The 19,054-nt window shown below is 59.5% G+C and carries 12 protein-coding genes; 2 read left to right on the forward strand and 10 right to left on the reverse strand.

All coding sequences use genetic code 11. The features are described 5' to 3' along the window. Positions 1 to 22: 22 nt before the first annotated feature. Positions 23 to 1,606, forward strand: coding sequence for a peptide chain release factor 3 (locus tag U5A08_RS04275; protein ID WP_253393379.1), 1,584 nt, complete (start codon positions 23 to 25; stop codon positions 1,604 to 1,606). Between the two features lie 295 nt (positions 1,607 to 1,901). Next, entirely contained in the window at positions 1,902 to 2,168 is a 267-nt protein-coding gene (locus tag U5A08_RS04280) for a hypothetical protein (protein WP_321850478.1), read from the forward strand. 106 nt (positions 2,169 to 2,274) lie between these two features. Here the strand turns inward: U5A08_RS04280 and U5A08_RS04285 are convergent, their stop codons facing one another. The 10 genes from U5A08_RS04285 to U5A08_RS04330 all read right to left on the reverse strand — a co-directional run bounded on the left by U5A08_RS04285 (position 2,275) and on the right by U5A08_RS04330 (position 18,877). Next, positions 2,275 to 3,246 (reverse strand): peptide ABC transporter ATP-binding protein, encoded by a 972-nt coding sequence (locus tag U5A08_RS04285; RefSeq protein WP_253393381.1) that lies wholly within the window; start codon positions 3,244 to 3,246, stop codon positions 2,275 to 2,277. Continuing rightward, complete coding sequence (locus U5A08_RS04290) at positions 3,246 to 4,214, reverse strand: ABC transporter ATP-binding protein (protein WP_321850479.1); 969 nt, start codon at positions 4,212 to 4,214, stop codon at positions 3,246 to 3,248. Before U5A08_RS04290 ends, U5A08_RS04285 begins: the two co-directional genes overlap by 1 nt. Before the next feature lie 10 nt (positions 4,215 to 4,224). Continuing rightward, a complete protein-coding gene (locus U5A08_RS04295; protein ID WP_247395517.1) occupies positions 4,225 to 5,136 on the reverse strand; it encodes an ABC transporter permease subunit in 912 nt (303 codons plus the stop codon). Between the two features lie 10 nt (positions 5,137 to 5,146). Continuing rightward, positions 5,147 to 6,157 carry an ABC transporter permease subunit gene (locus U5A08_RS04300; RefSeq protein WP_247395514.1) on the reverse strand — a complete coding sequence of 337 codons (1,011 nt, stop codon included), beginning with the start codon at positions 6,155 to 6,157 and terminating at the stop codon, positions 5,147 to 5,149. Positions 6,158 to 6,233: 76 nt separating this feature from the next. Continuing rightward, positions 6,234 to 7,832 (reverse strand): ABC transporter substrate-binding protein, encoded by a 1,599-nt coding sequence (locus U5A08_RS04305; protein ID WP_321850482.1) that lies wholly within the window; start codon positions 7,830 to 7,832, stop codon positions 6,234 to 6,236. Between the two features lie 80 nt (positions 7,833 to 7,912). Further along, positions 7,913 to 9,307 carry an OprD family outer membrane porin gene (locus U5A08_RS04310; RefSeq protein WP_253393383.1) on the reverse strand — a complete coding sequence of 465 codons (1,395 nt, stop codon included), beginning with the start codon at positions 9,305 to 9,307 and terminating at the stop codon, positions 7,913 to 7,915. A gap of 168 nt (positions 9,308 to 9,475) precedes the next feature. Continuing rightward, on the reverse strand, positions 9,476 to 11,080 hold the full coding sequence (locus tag U5A08_RS04315) for an ABC transporter substrate-binding protein (RefSeq protein ID WP_321850485.1): 1,605 nt from the start codon (positions 11,078 to 11,080) through the stop codon (positions 9,476 to 9,478). Between the two features lie 303 nt (positions 11,081 to 11,383). Then, positions 11,384 to 13,012 carry an ABC transporter substrate-binding protein gene (locus U5A08_RS04320; RefSeq protein WP_253393385.1) on the reverse strand — a complete coding sequence of 543 codons (1,629 nt, stop codon included), beginning with the start codon at positions 13,010 to 13,012 and terminating at the stop codon, positions 11,384 to 11,386. Positions 13,013 to 13,270: 258 nt separating this feature from the next. Beyond that, positions 13,271 to 14,872, reverse strand: coding sequence for an ABC transporter substrate-binding protein (locus tag U5A08_RS04325; RefSeq protein WP_321850486.1), 1,602 nt, complete (start codon positions 14,870 to 14,872; stop codon positions 13,271 to 13,273). Positions 14,873 to 14,977: 105 nt separating this feature from the next. Further along, positions 14,978 to 18,877, reverse strand: a complete 3,900-nt coding sequence (locus tag U5A08_RS04330) for a dermonecrotic toxin domain-containing protein (RefSeq protein WP_321850488.1) — start codon at positions 18,875 to 18,877, stop codon at positions 14,978 to 14,980. Between the last annotated feature and the right edge of the window lie 177 nt (positions 18,878 to 19,054).

Below are 19,054 nucleotides of genomic sequence, written 5' to 3' on the forward strand. Positions count from 1 at the left end.
CTCACCTGCCAGGCGATTTCCCATGACCCACCAGGCCGCCGAAGTCGCGAAACGCCGCACTTTCGCCATTATTTCCCACCCCGATGCCGGTAAAACCACCATCACCGAGAAGCTCTTGCTGATGGGCAAGGCAATCGCAGTGGCCGGCACGGTGAAATCCCGCAAATCCGACCGCCATGCCACCTCCGACTGGATGGAAATGGAAAAACAACGGGGTATTTCCATTACCACGTCGGTCATGCAGTTCCCGTATCGCGATCACATGATCAACCTGCTCGACACCCCGGGCCACGAAGACTTCTCCGAAGACACCTACCGCACCCTGACCGCGGTGGACTCGGCCTTGATGGTCCTCGACGGCGGTAAGGGCGTCGAGCCACGCACGATTGCGTTGATGGACGTCTGTCGTCTGCGCGACACGCCGATCGTCAGCTTTATCAACAAACTCGACCGCGACATCCGCGACCCGATCGAGTTGTTGGATGAAATCGAAGCCGTCCTGAAGATCAAGGCCGCGCCGATCACCTGGCCGATCGGTTGCTACCGCGACTTCAAGGGTGTGTACCACCTGGCCGACGACTACATCATTGTCTACACCGCCGGCCACGGTCACGAACGCACCGATGTGAAAATCATCGAGAAGCTTGACTCCGACGAAGCCCGCGCCCACCTGGGCGATGAGTACGAGCGTTTTGTCGACCAACTGGAACTGGTGCAGGGCGCCTGCCACGAATTCAACCAGCAGGAATTCCTCGACGGCCAACTGACCCCGGTGTTCTTCGGCACCGCGTTGGGCAACTTCGGTGTCGACCACGTGCTCGACGCTGTGGTGGACTGGGCTCCGCGCCCGCTGGCCCGGGTCGCCAACGAGCGTACCGTGGAGCCGGTGGAAGACAAATTCGCCGGCTTCGTGTTCAAGATCCAGGCGAACATGGACCCCAAACACCGCGACCGTATCGCCTTTATGCGCATCTGCTCCGGCAGATACGAAAAAGGCATGAAGATGCGCCACGTGCGTACCGGCAAGGACGTGCGCATCGGCGACGCCCTGACGTTCTTCTCCTCCGAGCGTGAACAGCTCGAAGAAGCCTACGCCGGCGACATCATCGGCCTGCACAACCACGGCACCATCCAGATCGGCGACACCTTCACCGAAGGCGAAACGCTGGGCTTCACCGGCATCCCGCACTTCGCCCCGGAACTGTTCCGCCGCGTGCGCCTGCGCGACCCGCTCAAATCCAAGCAACTGCGCCAAGGCTTGCAGCAACTGGCGGAAGAGGGCGCGACCCAGGTGTTCTTCCCCGAGCGCAGCAACGACATCATCCTCGGCGCCGTCGGTGTGCTGCAGTTCGATGTGGTCGCCAGCCGCTTGAAAGAGGAATACAAGGTCGAATGCTCCTACGAGCCAATCACCGTATATTCGGCGCGTTGGATCGAGTGCAGCGATAAGAAAAAGTTGGAAGAGTTCTCCAACAAAGCCGTGGAAAACCTCGCGGTGGACGGCGGCGGTCACCTGACCTACCTGGCGCCGACCCGGGTCAATTTGGCACTGATGGAAGAGCGTTGGCCGGATGTGAAATTCCGGGCTACTCGCGAGCACCATTAAGGTCTGAGCGGTAAAGAAAAGGGCGAAGCTGTCATGGCTTCGCCCTTTTTCATGGGCGCGACAAAACAATATGTGGGAGAGGCGGTGCGACGATTCGACTTGCTCCTGATAGCGGTGGATCAGCCACTCTCTGTGCTGGCTGATCCACCGCTATCGGGAGCAAGCTCCCTCCCACATTTGTTGATATTCACCCGGTATGGGATTGGCGAGAACCCGGCATCGGGACTAGCGTCAACGCTGGCGGCACTAAACAGCCGTCGTGCGGGATTCACCTACTGACTGGAGGGGATCGACCATGAGTATTGTTCAACGCGTCGTGCTGTTGCTAAAGGTGCTGGTGCTGTTGTCGTTGGGAATGTCGACGGCCTGGGCGCATAACCCGGTGCAGAGCGGGGCGGCGGTGTCTGCGGTTCAGAGTGGGCAGGGCAAGGTCCTGCAACTGGCCAAGTCTGAAGCGGAGCCCGGCGATGAAGACCAGGGCGGCAGCAAGGGCGATGACGACTCCACCACCGACGAGCCGGGCGATGACAACCCGGATGATGAAGGCGATAGCCAGACATAGATCCGGCGAAAAAAAGCCCCTCCCACCAGGCTGATGCGCAACCTGACGGGAAGGGCTGTAGAACGTTGTGTCACCGCGCTCCCCACACGGGAGCGCGGTGGTCGTTTCAGGCGACGAACTGCTCCGCATAGTGGCAAGCCACCTGGCGGTTATCCAACGGCCGCAACTGCGGCTCCTCGCTGCTGCAACGCTCGGTCGCATACGGGCAGCGTTTGTGGAAGGCGCAGCCGGATGGTGGGTTCAGTGGGTTGGGCAACTCGCCGACGATCTTGATCTTCGGCTTGTTCGGGTCCGGGTGAATGGTCGGGGTCGCCGACAGCAGTGCCTGGGTGTACGGGTGCAAGGGGCGGGCGTAGATGTCGTCCTTGGGGCCGACTTCCACCGGGCGGCCGAGGTACATCACCATCACGTCGTCGGCAACGTGTTGCACCACCGCGAGGTTGTGGGAAATGAACACGTAGGCGGTGTTGAATTCCTGCTGCAGGTCCATGAACAGGTTGAGCACCTGGGCCTGGATCGACACGTCCAGCGCCGAGGTCGGTTCATCTGCCACCAGCACTTTGGGTTGCAGCATCATGGCGCGGGCCAATGCGATGCGCTGGCGCTGGCCGCCGGAGAACATGTGCGGGTAGCGCTGATAATGCTCAGGGCGCAGGCCCACTTGCTTCATCATCGCCTGGACCTTTTCGCGGCGTTCGGCGGCGGACAGGTTGGTGTTGATCAGCAGCGGTTCGCCGAGTTGATCGCCGACTTTCTGCCGTGGGTTCAGCGAGGCATACGGGCTCTGGAACACCATCTGCACGTCTTTGCGCAGTTGCTTGCGCTGCGCCTTGTCGGCGCCGGTGACTTCCTGGCCGGCGATTTTCAACGAGCCTGAAGACGGTTCTTCAATCAGCGTCAGCGCACGGGCCAGGGTGGATTTGCCGCAACCCGACTCGCCTACAACCGCGAGGGTCTTGCCGGCTTCCAGCTCAAAGGACACGCCGTTGAGGGCGCGCACGGTGGCGTGGCCCTTGAACAGGCCACGGGACACTTCGTAGTGACGGGTCAGGTCGCGGGCGGTAAGAACGACGGCCATTACGCCACCTCCTGGTTCAAGGGGTAGAGGCAGCGTGCAAGGCTGTTCGATTTAGGGTCCAGGCCCGGGCGGGTCTGGCGGCAGCTGTCTTGCACGTAGGGGCAACGCGGCGACAACAGGCAGCCTTGCGGGCGGTCATAACGACCGGGCACGATGCCGGGCAGCGTAGCCAGGCGCGCGGCACCGAGGCTGTGCTCCGGAATCGCCTTGAGCAGCGCTTCGCTGTAGGGATGCGCCGGAATATCGAACAGTTGCGGCACCTGGCCGACTTCCACCGCTTGGCCGGCGTACATCACGCACACGCGCTGGGCGGTTTCCGCCACGACCGCGAGGTCGTGGGTGATCAGCACCAGGCCCATGTTCTGCTCTTTTTGCAGGGCCAGCAGCAGGTCCATGATCTGCGCCTGGATGGTCACGTCGAGCGCGGTGGTCGGTTCGTCGGCGATCAGCAACTTCGGCTCGCCAGCAATCGCCATGGCGATGGCCACACGCTGGCTCATACCGCCGGACAGTTGGTGCGGGTAGGCGTCCATCCGGCTGGCAGCGCCTGGGATCTCGACTTTTTCCAGCAGTTCGATGGCGCGCTTGCGCGCTTGCTTGCTGGACATCTTCAGGTGCAGGCGCAGCACTTCTTCGATCTGGAAACCCACGGTGTAGCTGGGGTTCAGCGCGGTCATCGGGTCCTGGAAGACCATCGCCAGGTCTTTGCCGACGATTTGCCGACGCTGGCGGTTGCTCAGCTTGAGCATGTCCTTGCCGTCGAAGTTCAGGGCGTCGGCGGTGACGATGCCGGGGTGCTCGATCAGGCCCATCAGCGCCATCATGGTCACGGATTTACCCGAGCCCGACTCGCCCACGATCGCCAGGACTTCGCCTTTGTCGACGCTAATGTCGAGGCCGTCGACCACCGGTACGGCGGTCTTGTCGCCGAAGCGCACGTTGAGATTCTTGATTTCTAACAGTGACATGGGAATCTCCTCAGGCGGCGTTCTTGAGTTTCGGGTCCAGCGCATCGCGCAGGCCGTCGCCCATCAAGTTGATTGCCAGCACGCTGAGCAAAATGGTCAGACCCGGCAGGCTCACGACCCACCAGGCGCGTTCGATGTAGTCACGGGCCGACGCCAGCATGGTGCCCCACTCCGGCGTTGGCGGTTGCACGCCCAAGCCAAGGAAGCCCAGGGCGGCGGCATCGAGGATCGCCGAAGAGAAACTCAAGGTCGCCTGCACGATCAGCGGCGCCATGCAGTTGGGCAGCACGGTGATGAACATCAGGCGGGGCAGGCCGGCACCGGCCAGGCGGGCGGCGGTCACGTAGTCGCGGTTCAGTTCGCCCATCACCGCAGCGCGGGTCAAACGCACGTAGGACGGCAGCGACACGATGGCGATGGCGATCACGGTGTTGATCAGGCCAGGGCCGAGGATCGCGACAATGGCAACGGCCAGCAGCAGCGACGGCAGGGCCAGCATGATGTCCATCAGGCGCATGATGGTCGGGCCGAGCAGGCGCGGGAAGAACCCGGCGAACAGCCCGAGCAGGATGCCCGGAATCAGCGACATCACCACCGACGACAAGCCGATCAGCAGCGACAGGCGCGAGCCCTGGATCAGGCGCGAGAGCAAGTCACGGCCGAGTTCGTCGGTGCCGAGCAGGAACTGGATCTGCCCGCCTTCCAGCCACGACGGCGGGGTCAGCAGGAAGTCACGGTATTGCTCGCTGGGGTTGTGCGGCGCGACCCAGGGGGCGAAGAGCGCGCAGAACACGATCAGCAGCATAAACAGCAGGCCGGCTACTGCGCCTTTGTTTTGGGAGAAGGCTTGCCAGAATTCTTTGTACGGGGACGGGTACAGCAGGCTTTGATCGACTGCTGACACTGGAGTGGGTGTGGTCATGGTCATGATCTCAGCGCTGGTGACGGATGCGTGGGTTGGCGAAGCCGTAGAGGATATCCACCACGAAGTTCACCACGATCACCAGGCAGGCGATCAGCAGAATGCCGTTTTGCACCACCGGGTAGTCCCGCGCGCCAATGGCTTCGATCAGCCATTTGCCGATGCCGGGCCACGAGAAGATGGTTTCGGTCAATACCGCACCGGCCAGCAAGGTGCCGACCTGCAGGCCGACCACGGTGAGGACCGGGATCAGCGCGTTACGCAGGCCGTGGACGAAGACGACGCGCGCCGGCGACAGGCCTTTGGCCTTGGCGGTGCGGATGTAGTCTTCGCGCAGTACTTCGAGCATCGACGAGCGGGTCATCCGCGCAATCACCGCCAGCGGGATGGTGCCGAGCACGATAGCCGGCAGGATCAGGTGGTGCAGGGCGTCCCAGAACGCATCTGGCTCGTTGGCCAGCAGGGTGTCGATCAGCATGAAACCGGTGCGTGGCTCGATGTCGTAGAGCAGGTCGATACGCCCGGAAACCGGGGTCCAGCCCAGGCTCACCGAGAAGAACATGATCAGGATCAGGCCCCACCAGAAGATCGGCATCGAATAGCCCGCGAGGGAGATGCCCATCACCCCGTGGTCGAACAGCGATCCTCGCTTCAAGGCCGCGATCACCCCGGCCAACAGGCCCAGGATACCGGCGAACAACAGGGCGGCCATGGACAGTTCCAGGGTCGCCGGGAAGAGTGCGGTGAACTCGGTCCACACGCTGGTGCGCGTGCGCAGGGATTCGCCAAGGTCGCCCTGGGCGAGCTTGCCGACATAGTCCAGGTATTGCGCATACAGCGGCTTGTTAAGGCCAAGGCGTTCCATTGCCTGTGCGTGCATCTCGGGGTCGACGCGGCGCTCACCCATCATGACTTCGACGGGGTCGCCGGGAATCATGCGAATCAACGCAAAAGTCAGCAACGTGATGCCGAAGAATGTGGGGATCAATAGCCCCAATCGGCGGGCAATAAAACTAAACATCTTGTGGTGTACCTCAATCAGCCGGTTAGGCAGGTTCGGCACCGTCAACGTCAACGGTGCCGAGCGTTTTTCTTATTTACTTCACCTGGGTGGTGGCGAAGTTATTGGTCCCTAGAGGGCTTTGGGTAAAGCCTTCTACGTTCTTGCGCATGGCGGTGAACAGTTTCGGGTAAGCCATGGGAAGCCATGGTAGGTCCTTGTCGAAAACGTCCTGTGCCTGTTCATAGAGCGCAGCCCGTGCTGCCGGTTCCTCGATTGCGCGGGCCTTGTCGATCAAGGCTTGAAACTCCTCGTTACACCAACGGGCGTAGTTTTCGCCGTTCTTGGCCGCATCGCAACTCAGGTTGGGCGTGAGGAAATTATCCGGGTCGCCGTTATCACCTACCCAGCCTGCGGAAACCATGTCGTGCTCACCCGCTTTGGCGCGCTTGAGCATCTCGCCCCATTCCATGACCTTGATGTTGACCTTCAGGCCAACCTGGGCCAGATCCGCCTGCATACGCTGGGCGCCCATCATTGGGTTGGGGTTGGTCGGGCCGCCGTTGGCGCGAGTGAACAGGGTGAATTCGGTGCCTTCCGGTACGCCGGCTTCCTTGAGCAGGGCGCGGGCCTCGTCCAGGTCACGTGGCGGGTTTTTCAGTTTGTCGCTGAAGCCCAGCAGCGTTGGCGGATACGGGCCGGTGCCGACGACGGCGTTGCCTTCGCCAAACAGTGCTCTGGTATAGCCGGCCTTGTCGAATGCGATATTGATCGCGTGACGTACCCGCGGGTCGCTCATGTACTTGTGGGTGGTGTTCAGGGCGGTGTAGCTGGTGGTCATCGCCGCCAGTTCATCGATCTTCAGGTTCGGGTCTTTCTTGATGCTCGGGATGTCATCCGGCTTTGGATACAGCGCGATCTGACACTCATTGGCCTTGAGCTTCTGCAGGCGCACGTTGTTGTCGGTGGTGATCGCCAGGATCAGCGGGTCGGCCGGTGGCTTGCCGCGAAAGTAGTCCGGGTTGGCCTTGAAGCGCACCTGGGCGTCCTTAGCGTAGCGGGTGAAGATGAACGGGCCAGTGCCGATCGGCTTGGCGTTGAGGTCATCGGTCTTGCCGGACTTGAGCAACTGGTCGGCGTATTCGGCGGAGTGAATCGAGGAAAACGCCATGGCCAGGTCGGCCAGGAACGGTGCTTCACGGCGCGTCAGGGTAAAGACCACGGTGTGATCGTCGGTCTTCTCGACGCTTTTGAGCAGTTCCTTGAAGCCCATGCTTTCGAAGTACGGGTAGCCCACGTTGGACTTGGTGTGCCACGGGTGTTTCGGGTCCAACTGGCGCTGGAAGCTCCAAAGCACGTCGTCGGCGTTCAGGTTGCGCGTGGGTTTGAAGTAGTCGGTGGTGTGGAACTTGATGTCGTCACGCAGGTGGAAGGTGTAGGTCAGGCCGTCGGCGCTGATGTCCGGGAGGTCTTTGGCCAGCGCCGGGACCACTTCGGTGGTGCGGGGCTTGAAGTCCACCAGGCGGTTGAACACGGTTTCGGCGGCGGCGTCGGCGGTGACGGCCGTGGTGTACAGGGCCGGATCGAAACCTTCCGGACTGGCTTCGGTGCAGACCACCAGCGGTTTGGCCGAAATGCCGACCGCCACGCTCAACAGCGCAGCGGCAATGGCAGCTTGTAACGGGAGCATGTTCATTCGGAGCCCTCTGCAATCGATGGGACCAGACAAGCGTAGACGGCGGGCTCGTCCTGAGCCCGCCGAGTACCTGGCGCTGATTAAAGAATGTTGAATGGGATGGTGGTGACCAAACGGAACTCTTTGATGCTGCCGTCGGACTGGAACTCGCTGCCGCGGTGCTCAACGTAGGTCGCACGAATGGCGGTGGCTTTGAGTGGGCCGCTCTGGATCGCGTAAGAGGCGCCTACACCGTATTCCTGGTGTTTTTCGCCGTCTTGCTTCTGGATGCCGTCGTAGGCGAACTTGGCCCGACCACCGTTGCCGGTGTAGTGGGTGCCGTCGATGTCCCAGCCGCGCGCCGAGTAAGCGTTGAACTTCAGGCCTGGCACGCCGTATTCGGCCATGTTGATGGCGTAGGCGATCTGGAAGGACTTCTCGTTCGGGCCGTTGAAGTCCGAGGTCAGGGAGTTGGCCAGGTAGATGCCGTTGGTTTCATGCAGGTAGTCGAAGTACTCGTTACCGTTCACTTGCTGATACGCGAAGGTCAGGCTGTGCGCCTGGTGGGTCAGGCCGAGCGACAGCGAGTAGGTATCGTTGTCGATTTCGCCCATCAACTTTTTGCCTTCGTCGACGGTCTTGTAGTAGTTCAGGCCGGTGGTCAGGCCCAGTACCGAGCTGTCGCCCAGTTCATGGGTCGCGCCGAAGTAGTACTGGTTCCAGAAGTCTTTGACGTTGGCGGCGAAGATGCTGGTTTTCAGGCTTTTCAGCGGCTGGTAGTTCAGGCCCAGGGTCGACACTTTGTCGGTTTCAGCGCCGTTGCCGTATTCGCTGCGAAATTTCGACAGGCTCTGCTCGGTACGTGGCGAAACGCGGTCGAACACGCCGCCCTGGAACGACAGGTTGCTGAACTCTTCGCTGTTGAAACTCACGCCTTCGAAGCTCGAAGGCAGCGCACGGTTGCCGATGGTATCGACGATGCCGCTGCTGAAGTTCTGGCGACCGGCGGTCAGGGTCGTGTTGGAGACGCGGAACTGCACGTTGGCCAGGCCCAGCTTGCTCCACTGGTCGACTGCATCGCCGTTGGAGTCGGCCAGGGTACGGTTGGAGCCGCCCTTGATGTCACGTTTGCTGCGGTCCAGGACCAGCGCGTTGTAGACCGCCAATTCGGTCTTGACGCCCACTGTGCCCTGGGTGAAACCTGAGCTGGCGTTGAGGATGGTGCCCTGGACCCAGTTGGTGCGATTGCGGTCGGTGCGGGTTTCGCCATGCTTCTGGTATTCGAAGGTGCCCCCACGGTATTTGCTTTCATGGGAGTACCAGTTACGCGTGGTACCGCCCAGGCTGAAGTCCTCGATAAAACCCTTGGCTTCGCTTTGAGCGCTGGTGCCGGCCAGTGTGGTGGGAACGAAGTCCTGGCTCTGGGTTTGCGCGTAAGCGGTCGCCGTGATGCTGCTGATGGCCAGGGCCAGAAGCGCTTTGCTGCTCAGTTTCATGGATGAAGCTCCTTTGGTTCTCTTTTTTTATGCCGGTCTTTTAGGTGAACCGACTATTGGTGTGTAACGCGTAAGGCATTTGCAAACGTTTGCTGTAGGAAATTTCCCAATAAAAGGCTGCACGTTTGCCGAAGAGTGTTATCCACTCTCCGCAATCCGGTTATTTTCTTATGGGGTGATACTGACGCCCGAGAACACGTTGCGGCCGAAGGGGCTCACTTTGAAACCTTCGACTTTGGCGCTTAACGGCTGGTTGACCGTCGAGTGGGCGACGGGCGTGATCGGCACCTGCGCTTTGAGCAGTTGCTGTGCCTGTTTGTACAGAACAGTCCGTTGTTCGCGGTCGGTGACGACCTTGGCTTGCTTGATCAGCTTGTCGTATGCCGGGTCACACCACATGGAGTAGTTGTTCCCGCCGATGGCGTCGCAGCTGTAGAGGGTGCCCAACCAGTTGTCCGGGTCGCCGTTGTCGCCGGTCCAGCCGATCAGGCTGATGTCGTGCTCACCGTTCTTGGTGCGCTTGATGTACTCGCCCCACTCGTAGCTGACGATCTTGACCTTGAGGCCGATCTTGGCCCAGTCGTTCTGCAGCATCTCGGCCATCAGCTTGGCATTGGGGTTGTACGGCCGTTGCACCGGCATCGCCCACAGGGTGATCTCGGTGCCTTCCTTCACGCCGGCGGCCTTGAGCAGTTCCTTGGCTTTTTCCGGGTTGTAGGCGGCGTCTTTGATGCTGTCGTCATAAGACCACTGGGTCGGTGGCATGGCGTTGACCGCCAGTTGTCCCGCGCCCTGGTACACGGCGTTCAGGATGCTCTGCTTGTTCACCGCCATGTCCAGCGCCTGGCGCACTTCGAGCTGGTCGAATGGTTTATGGCGCACGTTGTAGGCGATATAGCCGAGGTTGAAGCCTGGCTTGGTCAACAGTTGCAGGTTCGGGTCGGCCTTGAGGGCGTCGACATCCGCCGGGCGTGGATGCAGGGTGATCTGGCATTCGCCGGCCTTGAGCTTTTGCACCCGCACCGAAGCGTCGGTGTTGATGGCGAAGATCAGTTGGTCGAGCTTGACCCGGCTCGGGTCCCAGTACTGTGGGTTGCCTGCGTAGCGGATCTGCGAGTCTTTCTGGTAGCGCTGGAAGACGAACGGGCCGGTGCCGATCGGCTTCTGGTTGATGTCGCTGGGCTTGCCTTGCTTGAGCAACTGCTCGGCGTATTCGGCCGACAGAATCGAGGCAAAGCTCATGGCGATATTTTGCACGAACGCCGCGTCGACCGTGTTCAGGGTCATCACCACGGTGTACGGGCCGGTTTTCTCGACCTTGGCGATGTTCTTGTTCAGGCTCATCCCGTTGAAGTACGGAAACTCGGTGGGGTAGGCCTTGCGAAACGGATACTCGGGGTCAAGCATGCGGTTGAAGGTGAACAGCACGTCGTCGGCGTTGAAGTCCCGCGTGGGCTTGAACTCTTTATTGCTGTGGAATTTCACCCCTTCACGCAGGTGGAAGGTGTAGGTCAGGCCATCTGGCGAAATATCCCACTTGGTTGCCAGCCCCGGTACGACGTTGGTCTCGCCCTTTTCAAACTCAACCAGGCGGTTGTACAGCGGCTCGGCCGCATCGTTGTCGGTGGCGGTGGTGTACTGCGCGGTGTCAAAGCCTGCCGGGCTGCCTTCAGAGCAAAACACCAGGCTCTTTTTTTCGGCGGCGTGGCCCAGCGTGGCCACAGCCAGCAGGCTGGTGCCAAAAATTGCGGATAGAACGGTGGTATGGCGCATGACGATCCCGATCCTTGTTTGTAGTTGTCATCAGCGAGCAATCACCCCGGCATACGGCCAGGGGGACATCACTGATCCCACACACAGCAAGTGTCCATCAGATTGGAGCCTCTGCTGTCCTACGACGTTAGGGGTCGAGGACTTCGCAGTAAATGCGCAAAATCTGACTAACCTTGTAGGCAACGGAGCCGCGAATCGAAGTTCATTGCCGTAGGACGGCAGCGAGCGCGAATGTGGTCTGTTTCCTACTGGCTTGGCGGATGCAATAACGGCGACGTTTTGAAGCGTCGCCGCTATCGGTCCTTACTTGCCGCTTACGCCCACGCCGTAGAAGGAGTTCAGACCAAACGGGCTGATCTTGAAGTCCTGTACGGTGTTGCGCATGGGTTGATACACCGTCGAGTGCGCGATAGGTGTCATCGGGACTGCATCTTTGAGGAGATGTTGCGCCTGCTTATACAGCTCTGTGCGTTTGGCGACATCCGATGTGGCCTTGGCTTCTTTCACGATGCCGTCGAATTTCTTGTCGCACCACTTGGAGAAGTTGTTACCCGACAGCGAGTCGCAGCCGAACAGCACGTTCAGCCAGTTGTCCGGGTCCCCATTGTCGCCGCTCCAGCCAATGATCATGGCCTGGTTCTCGCCGCCTTTGGAGCGCTTGATGTACTCGCCCCATTCGTAACTGACGATGTTGACCTTCAGGCCGATCTGTTTCCAGTCGTTCTGCAGCATCTCGGCCATCAGCTTGGCGTTCGGGTTGTACGGACGTTGTACCGGCATGGCCCACAGGGTGATCTCGGTGCCGTCCTTGATCCCGGCTTCCTTGAGCAGTTCCTTGGCTTTGGCCACGTCGTGCGGGGCATCTTTGATGGTGGTGTCGTAGGACCACTGGGTCGGCGGCATGGCGTTGACCGCCAATTGGCCAGCGCCCTGGTACACCGAGTCGATGATCTGCTGCTTGTTCACCGCCATGTCCAGCGCCTGGCGCACGCGCAGGTCGGACAGTGGGTTAGGCGCGGTCTGGCCCTTGAGCACCGGCATGACGTTGTAGGCGATGTAGCCCAGGTTGAAACCGGCCTGGTGCGGCAGTTTCAAATCCTTGTCGTCGCCCAGTGCCTTGAGGTCGGCCGGACGGGGGAACAGGGTGATCTGGCATTCGTTTTTCTTGAGCTTCTGGATACGTACCGACGGGTCGGTGGTGATGGCGAAGATCAGGTTGTCGATCTTCACGTCTTCAGGTTTCCAGTAGTCCTTGTTGCCGGTGTAGCGAATGTTCGAGTCTTTCTGGTAGCTCTTGAACACGAACGGGCCGGTGCCGACAGGCTTCTGGTTGATGTCCTGTGGCGTACCGTTTTTCAGCAGTTGGGCGGCGTATTCGGCCGACTGGATCGACGCGAAGCTCATCGCCAGGTTCTGGATGAAGGCGGCGTCCACGGTGCCAAGGGTGAACTTGACCGTGTGGGCATCGACTTTCTCGATGTTCTTGATGTTGGTGTCCATCCCCATGTCCGTGAAGTACGGGAACTCGGTGGGGTAGGCCTTACGGAATGGATCGTCTTTGTTGATCATCCGGTTGAAGGTGAACAGTACGTCGTCAGCCGAGAATTCACGAGTGGGCTTGAAGTACGGGGTGGTGTGGAACTTGACGCCTTCGCGCAGGTGGAAGGTGTACGTCAGGCCATCCGGGGACACGTCCCAGCGGGTGGCCAGGCCAGGAACAACGGCGGTGCCGCCACGTTCGAACTGGCTCAGGCGGTTGAACATGGTTTCGGCCGAAGCATCGAAGTCTGTTCCGGTGGTGTACTGGCCTGGATCAAAACCGGCCGGGCTCCCTTCGGAGCAGAACACCAGGTTAGTCGCCGCTTGGGCGAAAGGCGCCGCGGCCATAAGGCCAGCGCTAACAAGTAACGGAATGACTGCGTGTTTAAGCATGTTGGCCTCATGATTTGTTGTCATTTTTGGTAGTGAGGGCGACCTCGTGAGTCGACCTGCGGATACTTATGCAGGGGCCATACCCATTGCAAGATGCTGAACGGTTGCAAGGGTGAAAGAGTGGTACGAACGTACAAGAATGTCGCAAATATGAAACTTCCGACACAAATGCGCACATTTTGAGGGTTTTTTAGGGGCGGAAGGGGCACCAAAAAGGCCCAACTGAGACGTCTGGCGCACTCAGTTGGGGCGCTGCTGTTACTTATCTAGACTCACGCCGTAGAACGGGGTCAGGCCAAAGGGGCTGATCTTGAAGTCCTGCACTTCCTTTCGAAGCGGCTGGAACACCGTCGAGTTCGCAATAGGCGTTATAGGTACCTGTTCTTTAAGTATTTTCTGCGCCTGCTGATACCACTCGATACGCTGCTCGCGGTCGCTGCTGACCTTGGCCTGCTGCACCAGTTTGTCGTAGGCGGGGTTACACCATTTGGCGTAGTTGCTGCCCTTCACTGCGGCACAACTGTAGAGCACGCCGAGCCAGTTATCCGGGTCGCCGTTATCGCCGGTCCAGCCGTAAATCATCGCATCGTGCTCGCCATTCTTGGCGCGCTTGATGTACTCGCCCCACTCATAGCTGACGATGTTGGCGTTGATGCCGATCTTTGCCCAATCCTGCTGGATCATTTGTGCCGACATTCGCGCATTCGGATTGGAGGCGCGCTGTACGGTCATCGCCCACAAATTGATGGTAGTACCGGGTGCAACCCCTGCTTCTTTTAGTAGCGCCCGCGCCCTGGCCGGGTCAAAGGGGGCATCCTTGATCGTCGGGTCATAAGACCACTGCGCGGGAGGCAATGCGTTCTGCGCCAATTGTCCGGCGCTCTGGTACACGGCCTTGATGATCGCGGGTTTATCGATGGCCATGTCCAAGGCCTGGCGCACCTTGAGTTGATCCAGCGGTGGATGCGTCACGTTGTAGGCCAGAAAGCCGAGGTTGAACCCCGCTTGTTGCAGCACACGCAGGTTGGGGTCTTGTTTCATCACTTCGATATCGGCGGGGCGCGGGTAACCGCTGACCTGGCATTCGCCGGCCTTGAGTTTCTGCAGGCGCGACGCGGCGTCCGGGGTGATCGCGAATACCAGGTTGTCGAGCTTCACATCCTCGGGTTTCCAATACTGTTTATTGGCGACATAGCGAATCTGCGAGTCCTTTTGGTAGCGCTTGAATACAAACGGCCCGGTGCCCACCGGTTTCTGGTTGATCTCTTCGGCCCGGCCTTCCTTTAATAGTTGGGCTGCGTATTCGGCGGATTGCACCGAGGCGAAGCTCATTGCCAGGTTCTGTACGAACGAGGCATCGACGTTGTTCAGGCTGAAACGCACGGTGTGCTCGTCCAGTTTGTCGACGCTTTTGATCGTGGTGTTCAAACCCATGTCGGTGAAGTAGGGCGACTCGGACGGATAGGCCTTGCGAAACGGGCTTTGGGCATCCAGCAGGCGGTTGAAGGTGAACAGCACGTCATCCGCGTTGAAGTCGCGGGTGGGCGTGAAGAAGTCGGTGGTGTGGAACTTGACGCCGTCACGCAGGTGGAAGGTGTACGCCAGGCCGTCCTTGGAGACCTCCCAACTGGTCGCCAGGCCGGGCTCGACTTCGGTGCCGCCGCGCTTGAACTGGGTCAAACGGTTGAACACGGTTTCGGCAGAGGCATCAAAATCGGTGCCGCTGGTGTACTGGCTGGGGTCGAAACCGGCGGGGCTGGCTTCGGAGCAGTAGACCAGGGTGCTGGCGGCCTGGGCCATTGGCATAAAGGCCAGCAGGCCGGCGGCGAGGAGCAGCGGTTTGAAGGTGATTCTGTCCATGGAAGACCCCTGAGATGGCTGGCATATAACGCTGCCCGAACGAAAAAACGGCGGTCACCGAGGTTACCGCCGTTCAGGGGGGAGCAGATAGTGGACGGGTGCTTATCAGTTCAGCGTCGGTGTGATTTCTATACGTGTAGGCGCCGAGGGTTCTATGACATAACCGTCGCTGCCAATTTCATTGCTGGCTCGTATCGTTATTGTCCTTGAGGCTTTTGCATGGATGTCAGTAATAGGTTCGAGTTCACCATCCTGTTCGTCTAGTTTGGTAACGATGAAATCGGATTTTGCGGTGACGGTGGTGACACCTTCTGCCGGGTCATAGTGGATGTAGTAATGTGGATCACGTCCGCTACCAAAGACGGTGCCTTTGAATCGAGAACTCTGAAATTCATCCGGGGCAGCGCCTAGCAGCCATTGATTGGCAACTTCAGACACTCGTGCTCTTAGTGCGGGATCAGGAATGACTCTTTCAAGGGCCTCGACATTTTTTTGTATGACTTCATTGAGTTCGTCGGTTGAGAATTTCTTGCCTGCTTCCTGCTGCTGCTTGGCGATGTCAATTTCCAGTGCGATGCCATCCGGTGTTTGTATTGTGAACTTGCTGCGATTGATATCTTTAATGAACTGCTCACTGTAATCGCTTGTGCCTAACGTCGAAGCGCTGGCTTTTGGGGGCCGTGTGGCCTTGGCTGGGTTCTCCTCGGTTGTCCAGGAGATTTGCGGTAGGGTGTTACCTTCATCGTTCACGACAATGCCGTAGGTATAACCGTGTTCATTAAGATTGAAGTATCTGTCCAGTATGTCGGCCCCCTTCATTTTCGAGCCGTCCAGTTCCAGGAACTGGTCTGAAATCACTGGCGAGAACTTGGTTTCGGAACTTGGCGTCGGCGAAACCGAGCGTTGCCATGGCCATTTCACGCCGCCATCTGCCGGCGCCCTTACCCATTCGCCGTCACGACCAGGATGGACGCGCATCACCGCCCTGCCGGTCGCGGGGCTGATAATCGACGTTGCGCTATCCCCCATCCGGTAGCGGCTTTCGATCTCGAATACCTTGCTGCTACCGGTTTCATCAGTATGGCGGACAAAATTCCAGCGCTTGCCCTCGCTGTCGGTCACTCGATAAACACCCAGCGCATCGGGCGTGGTATTGGCGATGAATTGCTCGCCATTAGGCACGGCATGCTCACTCATTTTCACGAGGCCGGATGAAGGCGTCTGGAAGCGGTTGGCCGTAAAAGGCGCTGCATTCAGGGTGGGTGGGATGCCGGATCCACCCGCCTGCGGTACCTGGATTGGGTTTTCATCAATGGGCGGGACCGGTGCCTCTGGCGTCGGGAGTTTTTCTGGCGGCAGTTCAAACGGATCTTTCGCCGCCCCGCTGGCGCCCACCGAAAACAGCGTGTTAAGTGTGCCGTCGAAGGTTTTCCAGGCGCCATCTTTGCGTTCTGCCTGGGTATCGCCCGACCCGGCTTTTTCTGCGCCCAGCGCGACTTCCGTAATGCCGGTGCCGACCGCAGCAGCGGCGAGCGGCCAGCCAAGGGGCGCCAGTTTGGCAAAGAGTTGCGCGCCCACCGAAATGTCATGAAGCCAGGTATCCCGGTTGACCTCTTTGTTGGATTTGATTGCCGTATCGGCGTCGCTGGTCATGCGCGCTTTCGCCTCGTCCTTGAGGTGCGTAAAGACGTCGTTCTCGATTTTAATATCGCCGCGGTCGATGGTTTTGCCTTCCCAGTTCTCCCAGTCGCCGCTGGCGAGATGGGCCAGTGAAGAGTCCACGCCGTACTTGCCGAAAGCACCGCCGTCCTGACGGTTATAGGCGGAAAAGTGTGAGGCCAGAGCTGCACGTTTTTGCGGGTCCTTGGCTTGATCGACCACCCAGTCGTCCATTTTCTTCAGCGAGTCGAAGCGTAAAAACGCTGGGGTGGCGCCCGCAAGCCAGAGTATTTGCCTGCCGTCTCGCCGGTTGTTCTCGTAGTTGTATTGGCCGTCATCCAGATCGGCAAATCGAATGATGTTGCTGGGATAACCGTTTATATCGAAAGCATGTGCCCGGAGTTTGCCTTTTGCCGGTGCCTCAGCGCGTAGTTGGTCAACGGTGATGGGAGTGTTTTCATCAACGGCAACATTAGAGACCGCCCCCATCACCAATTTATAGTCATCACGGCTGAATTTATGTTCGTCGGCCAACAGCGCCTGTTCGGTCGGGGACTTGGCCTCAAAGGCCTTCAACTGCTGGCGGGCCTGATTGACGAATTCGCCTTTTGCCACCGCACGAAAATCGCTTTCGTGAGTGTTCCAGAACTCGTCGATTTTTTTCGTGGCGATATCCTGGAAGTTGGCACTCCATACGCCGCGCATGAAGACGGAAGGGGAGAAGGGGAATTCGTTGTGCGCGCCGTAGCCGTTTTTCTTGCTCTGCCCTGGACCTTCGGTATAGATGCCGCCGTTGCTATCCAGCTCGCCGGGGTCCCAATCCTGTTCGGAGAAGTTACTCAGTACCGCCTCCGTCAGGGTTTTCGAGTTGTGAGGCTCCTCACCGGGGTGCTCCCAACCTGACCGTGCGCGCGCTTCCGTCACGCCGCCATGAAAGCGATGCAGGTACAGTTTGTCGGCGTCCAACGGTTCCAGTTTGGCCAGTTGGTCCTTGGGCAAATGCTCCCGGAGGATGTTCTCCGCCAGTTGTTTGGCCTGCGCGCGCAGGTTTGGCATCGCTTGCGCCACGCCTGTGGCGAGCTTGGTGTAGGCCAGTTTTTGAGGCGCCTGGGTATAAAACTGCTCGGCAGCGGCGCGCTGTGTTTCAAGCGCGCCTATGGATTGCTTTTCGTTTGGCGGGGCGTCGAAGGTTTTCTGGCGATTTAACTGGAGCACGCGCTGCTGGCTCTGGCCGACGTTGGCGGTATTGGGTTCGCCATAAAACGTCGCGATCGTCTTCATTGACGCGCCGATAGACCCTGCGCCGAAGCTCAGTCTCAGGGATTGTTTGGGGGCCGGCGCAATGACGCTGGCGGCGTCGAGCAAAGGCCCGGCGACTTGTCTCCAGCCCGAGGTGTCGTTGAGCGAAAACTGCTTTTCAACCCCGTCGACCTTGGCCGACATGGCGCCGGTGGATGGAATGATTTTCACCGTGGCAGGATCGATTTTCTGTTCGTGTAACCAGTTCTGCACCACCGGGCCTTCGAACACGTTGCGATAGTGCCCCAGCCATTGCCCTAGAACCGTCTGGGGCGGCACCGCAATCGGCCCCACCGGGAGGCCATCGATCTTTTTCTGCCATTCGCGGGTGAAACCTTCCACCAGTGCGGCGTCACCCGGTGCGGCAGGGTTGGCAGTGGCCTCATGGCGTTTGTAAATGTCGGCAACTGTGCGTTGCTGCTCTGATAGCGCCTGGTCCCCGCGTATGGAGGGGGAGCGGTAAGTGTCGGTTGGCGCGGGCGCGGCAAAGGCGTGGGTTCGTTCAAGCGTGTCTGTCGTGGCCTTTGTCAGGTCTGGCAAACCATAGAAATGCGCGACTTTGCCCAGCTCGAACGTATCGCGCAGGGCATCGTTATAGTGAACGGGGGCCGCGCCGCCACTGGCGATAACCGTGCTCGCCGACAATATGGGGCCTGCAACCGTTGACCAGCCGGAGTTATCGGTCAGGCTGAACGTGCGGCGCTGGCCGTGAATGGCGGCCGAAATTGCACCACTGTCGGGAAGAATGACGATGCTTGCGGGCGCAATGCCTTTGCTCTTTATCCAGCTTTGAAAGTCGGGGTTGTTTAGCGCGATGGCCAATTGGGTTCGCCACTGTCCCAGTGTGGAGTTTGGCGGGATTTGAATCGGGGCGGCGTATTCGCCTCTTGTGCTGTTGAGCGCACTGAGGAAGTTTTGCACCAATTGGCTATCGCCAGGGGCGCGCGGGGTAGAGGGCGTAGCGGAGTCGGATGAAGTACCCGAGGCGGCTGACGGGCTGGGGGTGAAGGTTTGGGTCGACGCTGGGTTTACGACGGAAAGTGTCATCGTTGGAGTTCTCGATAGTGATTTGGATACACGCCCGCAGATCACTCCTTGTTTGTCTGAGGGTATTGATGTGTGCCGAAATTCGAGAAAACGATTCCACCCTAGATGTCTACGAGGGTTACTGCTGATTGCCATCGATAAAAAAACGGCGCGAGCCTGAGGCCGCGCCGTTTTTTT

This window comes from Pseudomonas paraveronii (genome assembly GCF_963681955.1).
GTDB lineage: Bacteria > Pseudomonadota > Gammaproteobacteria > Pseudomonadales > Pseudomonadaceae > Aquipseudomonas > Aquipseudomonas paraveronii.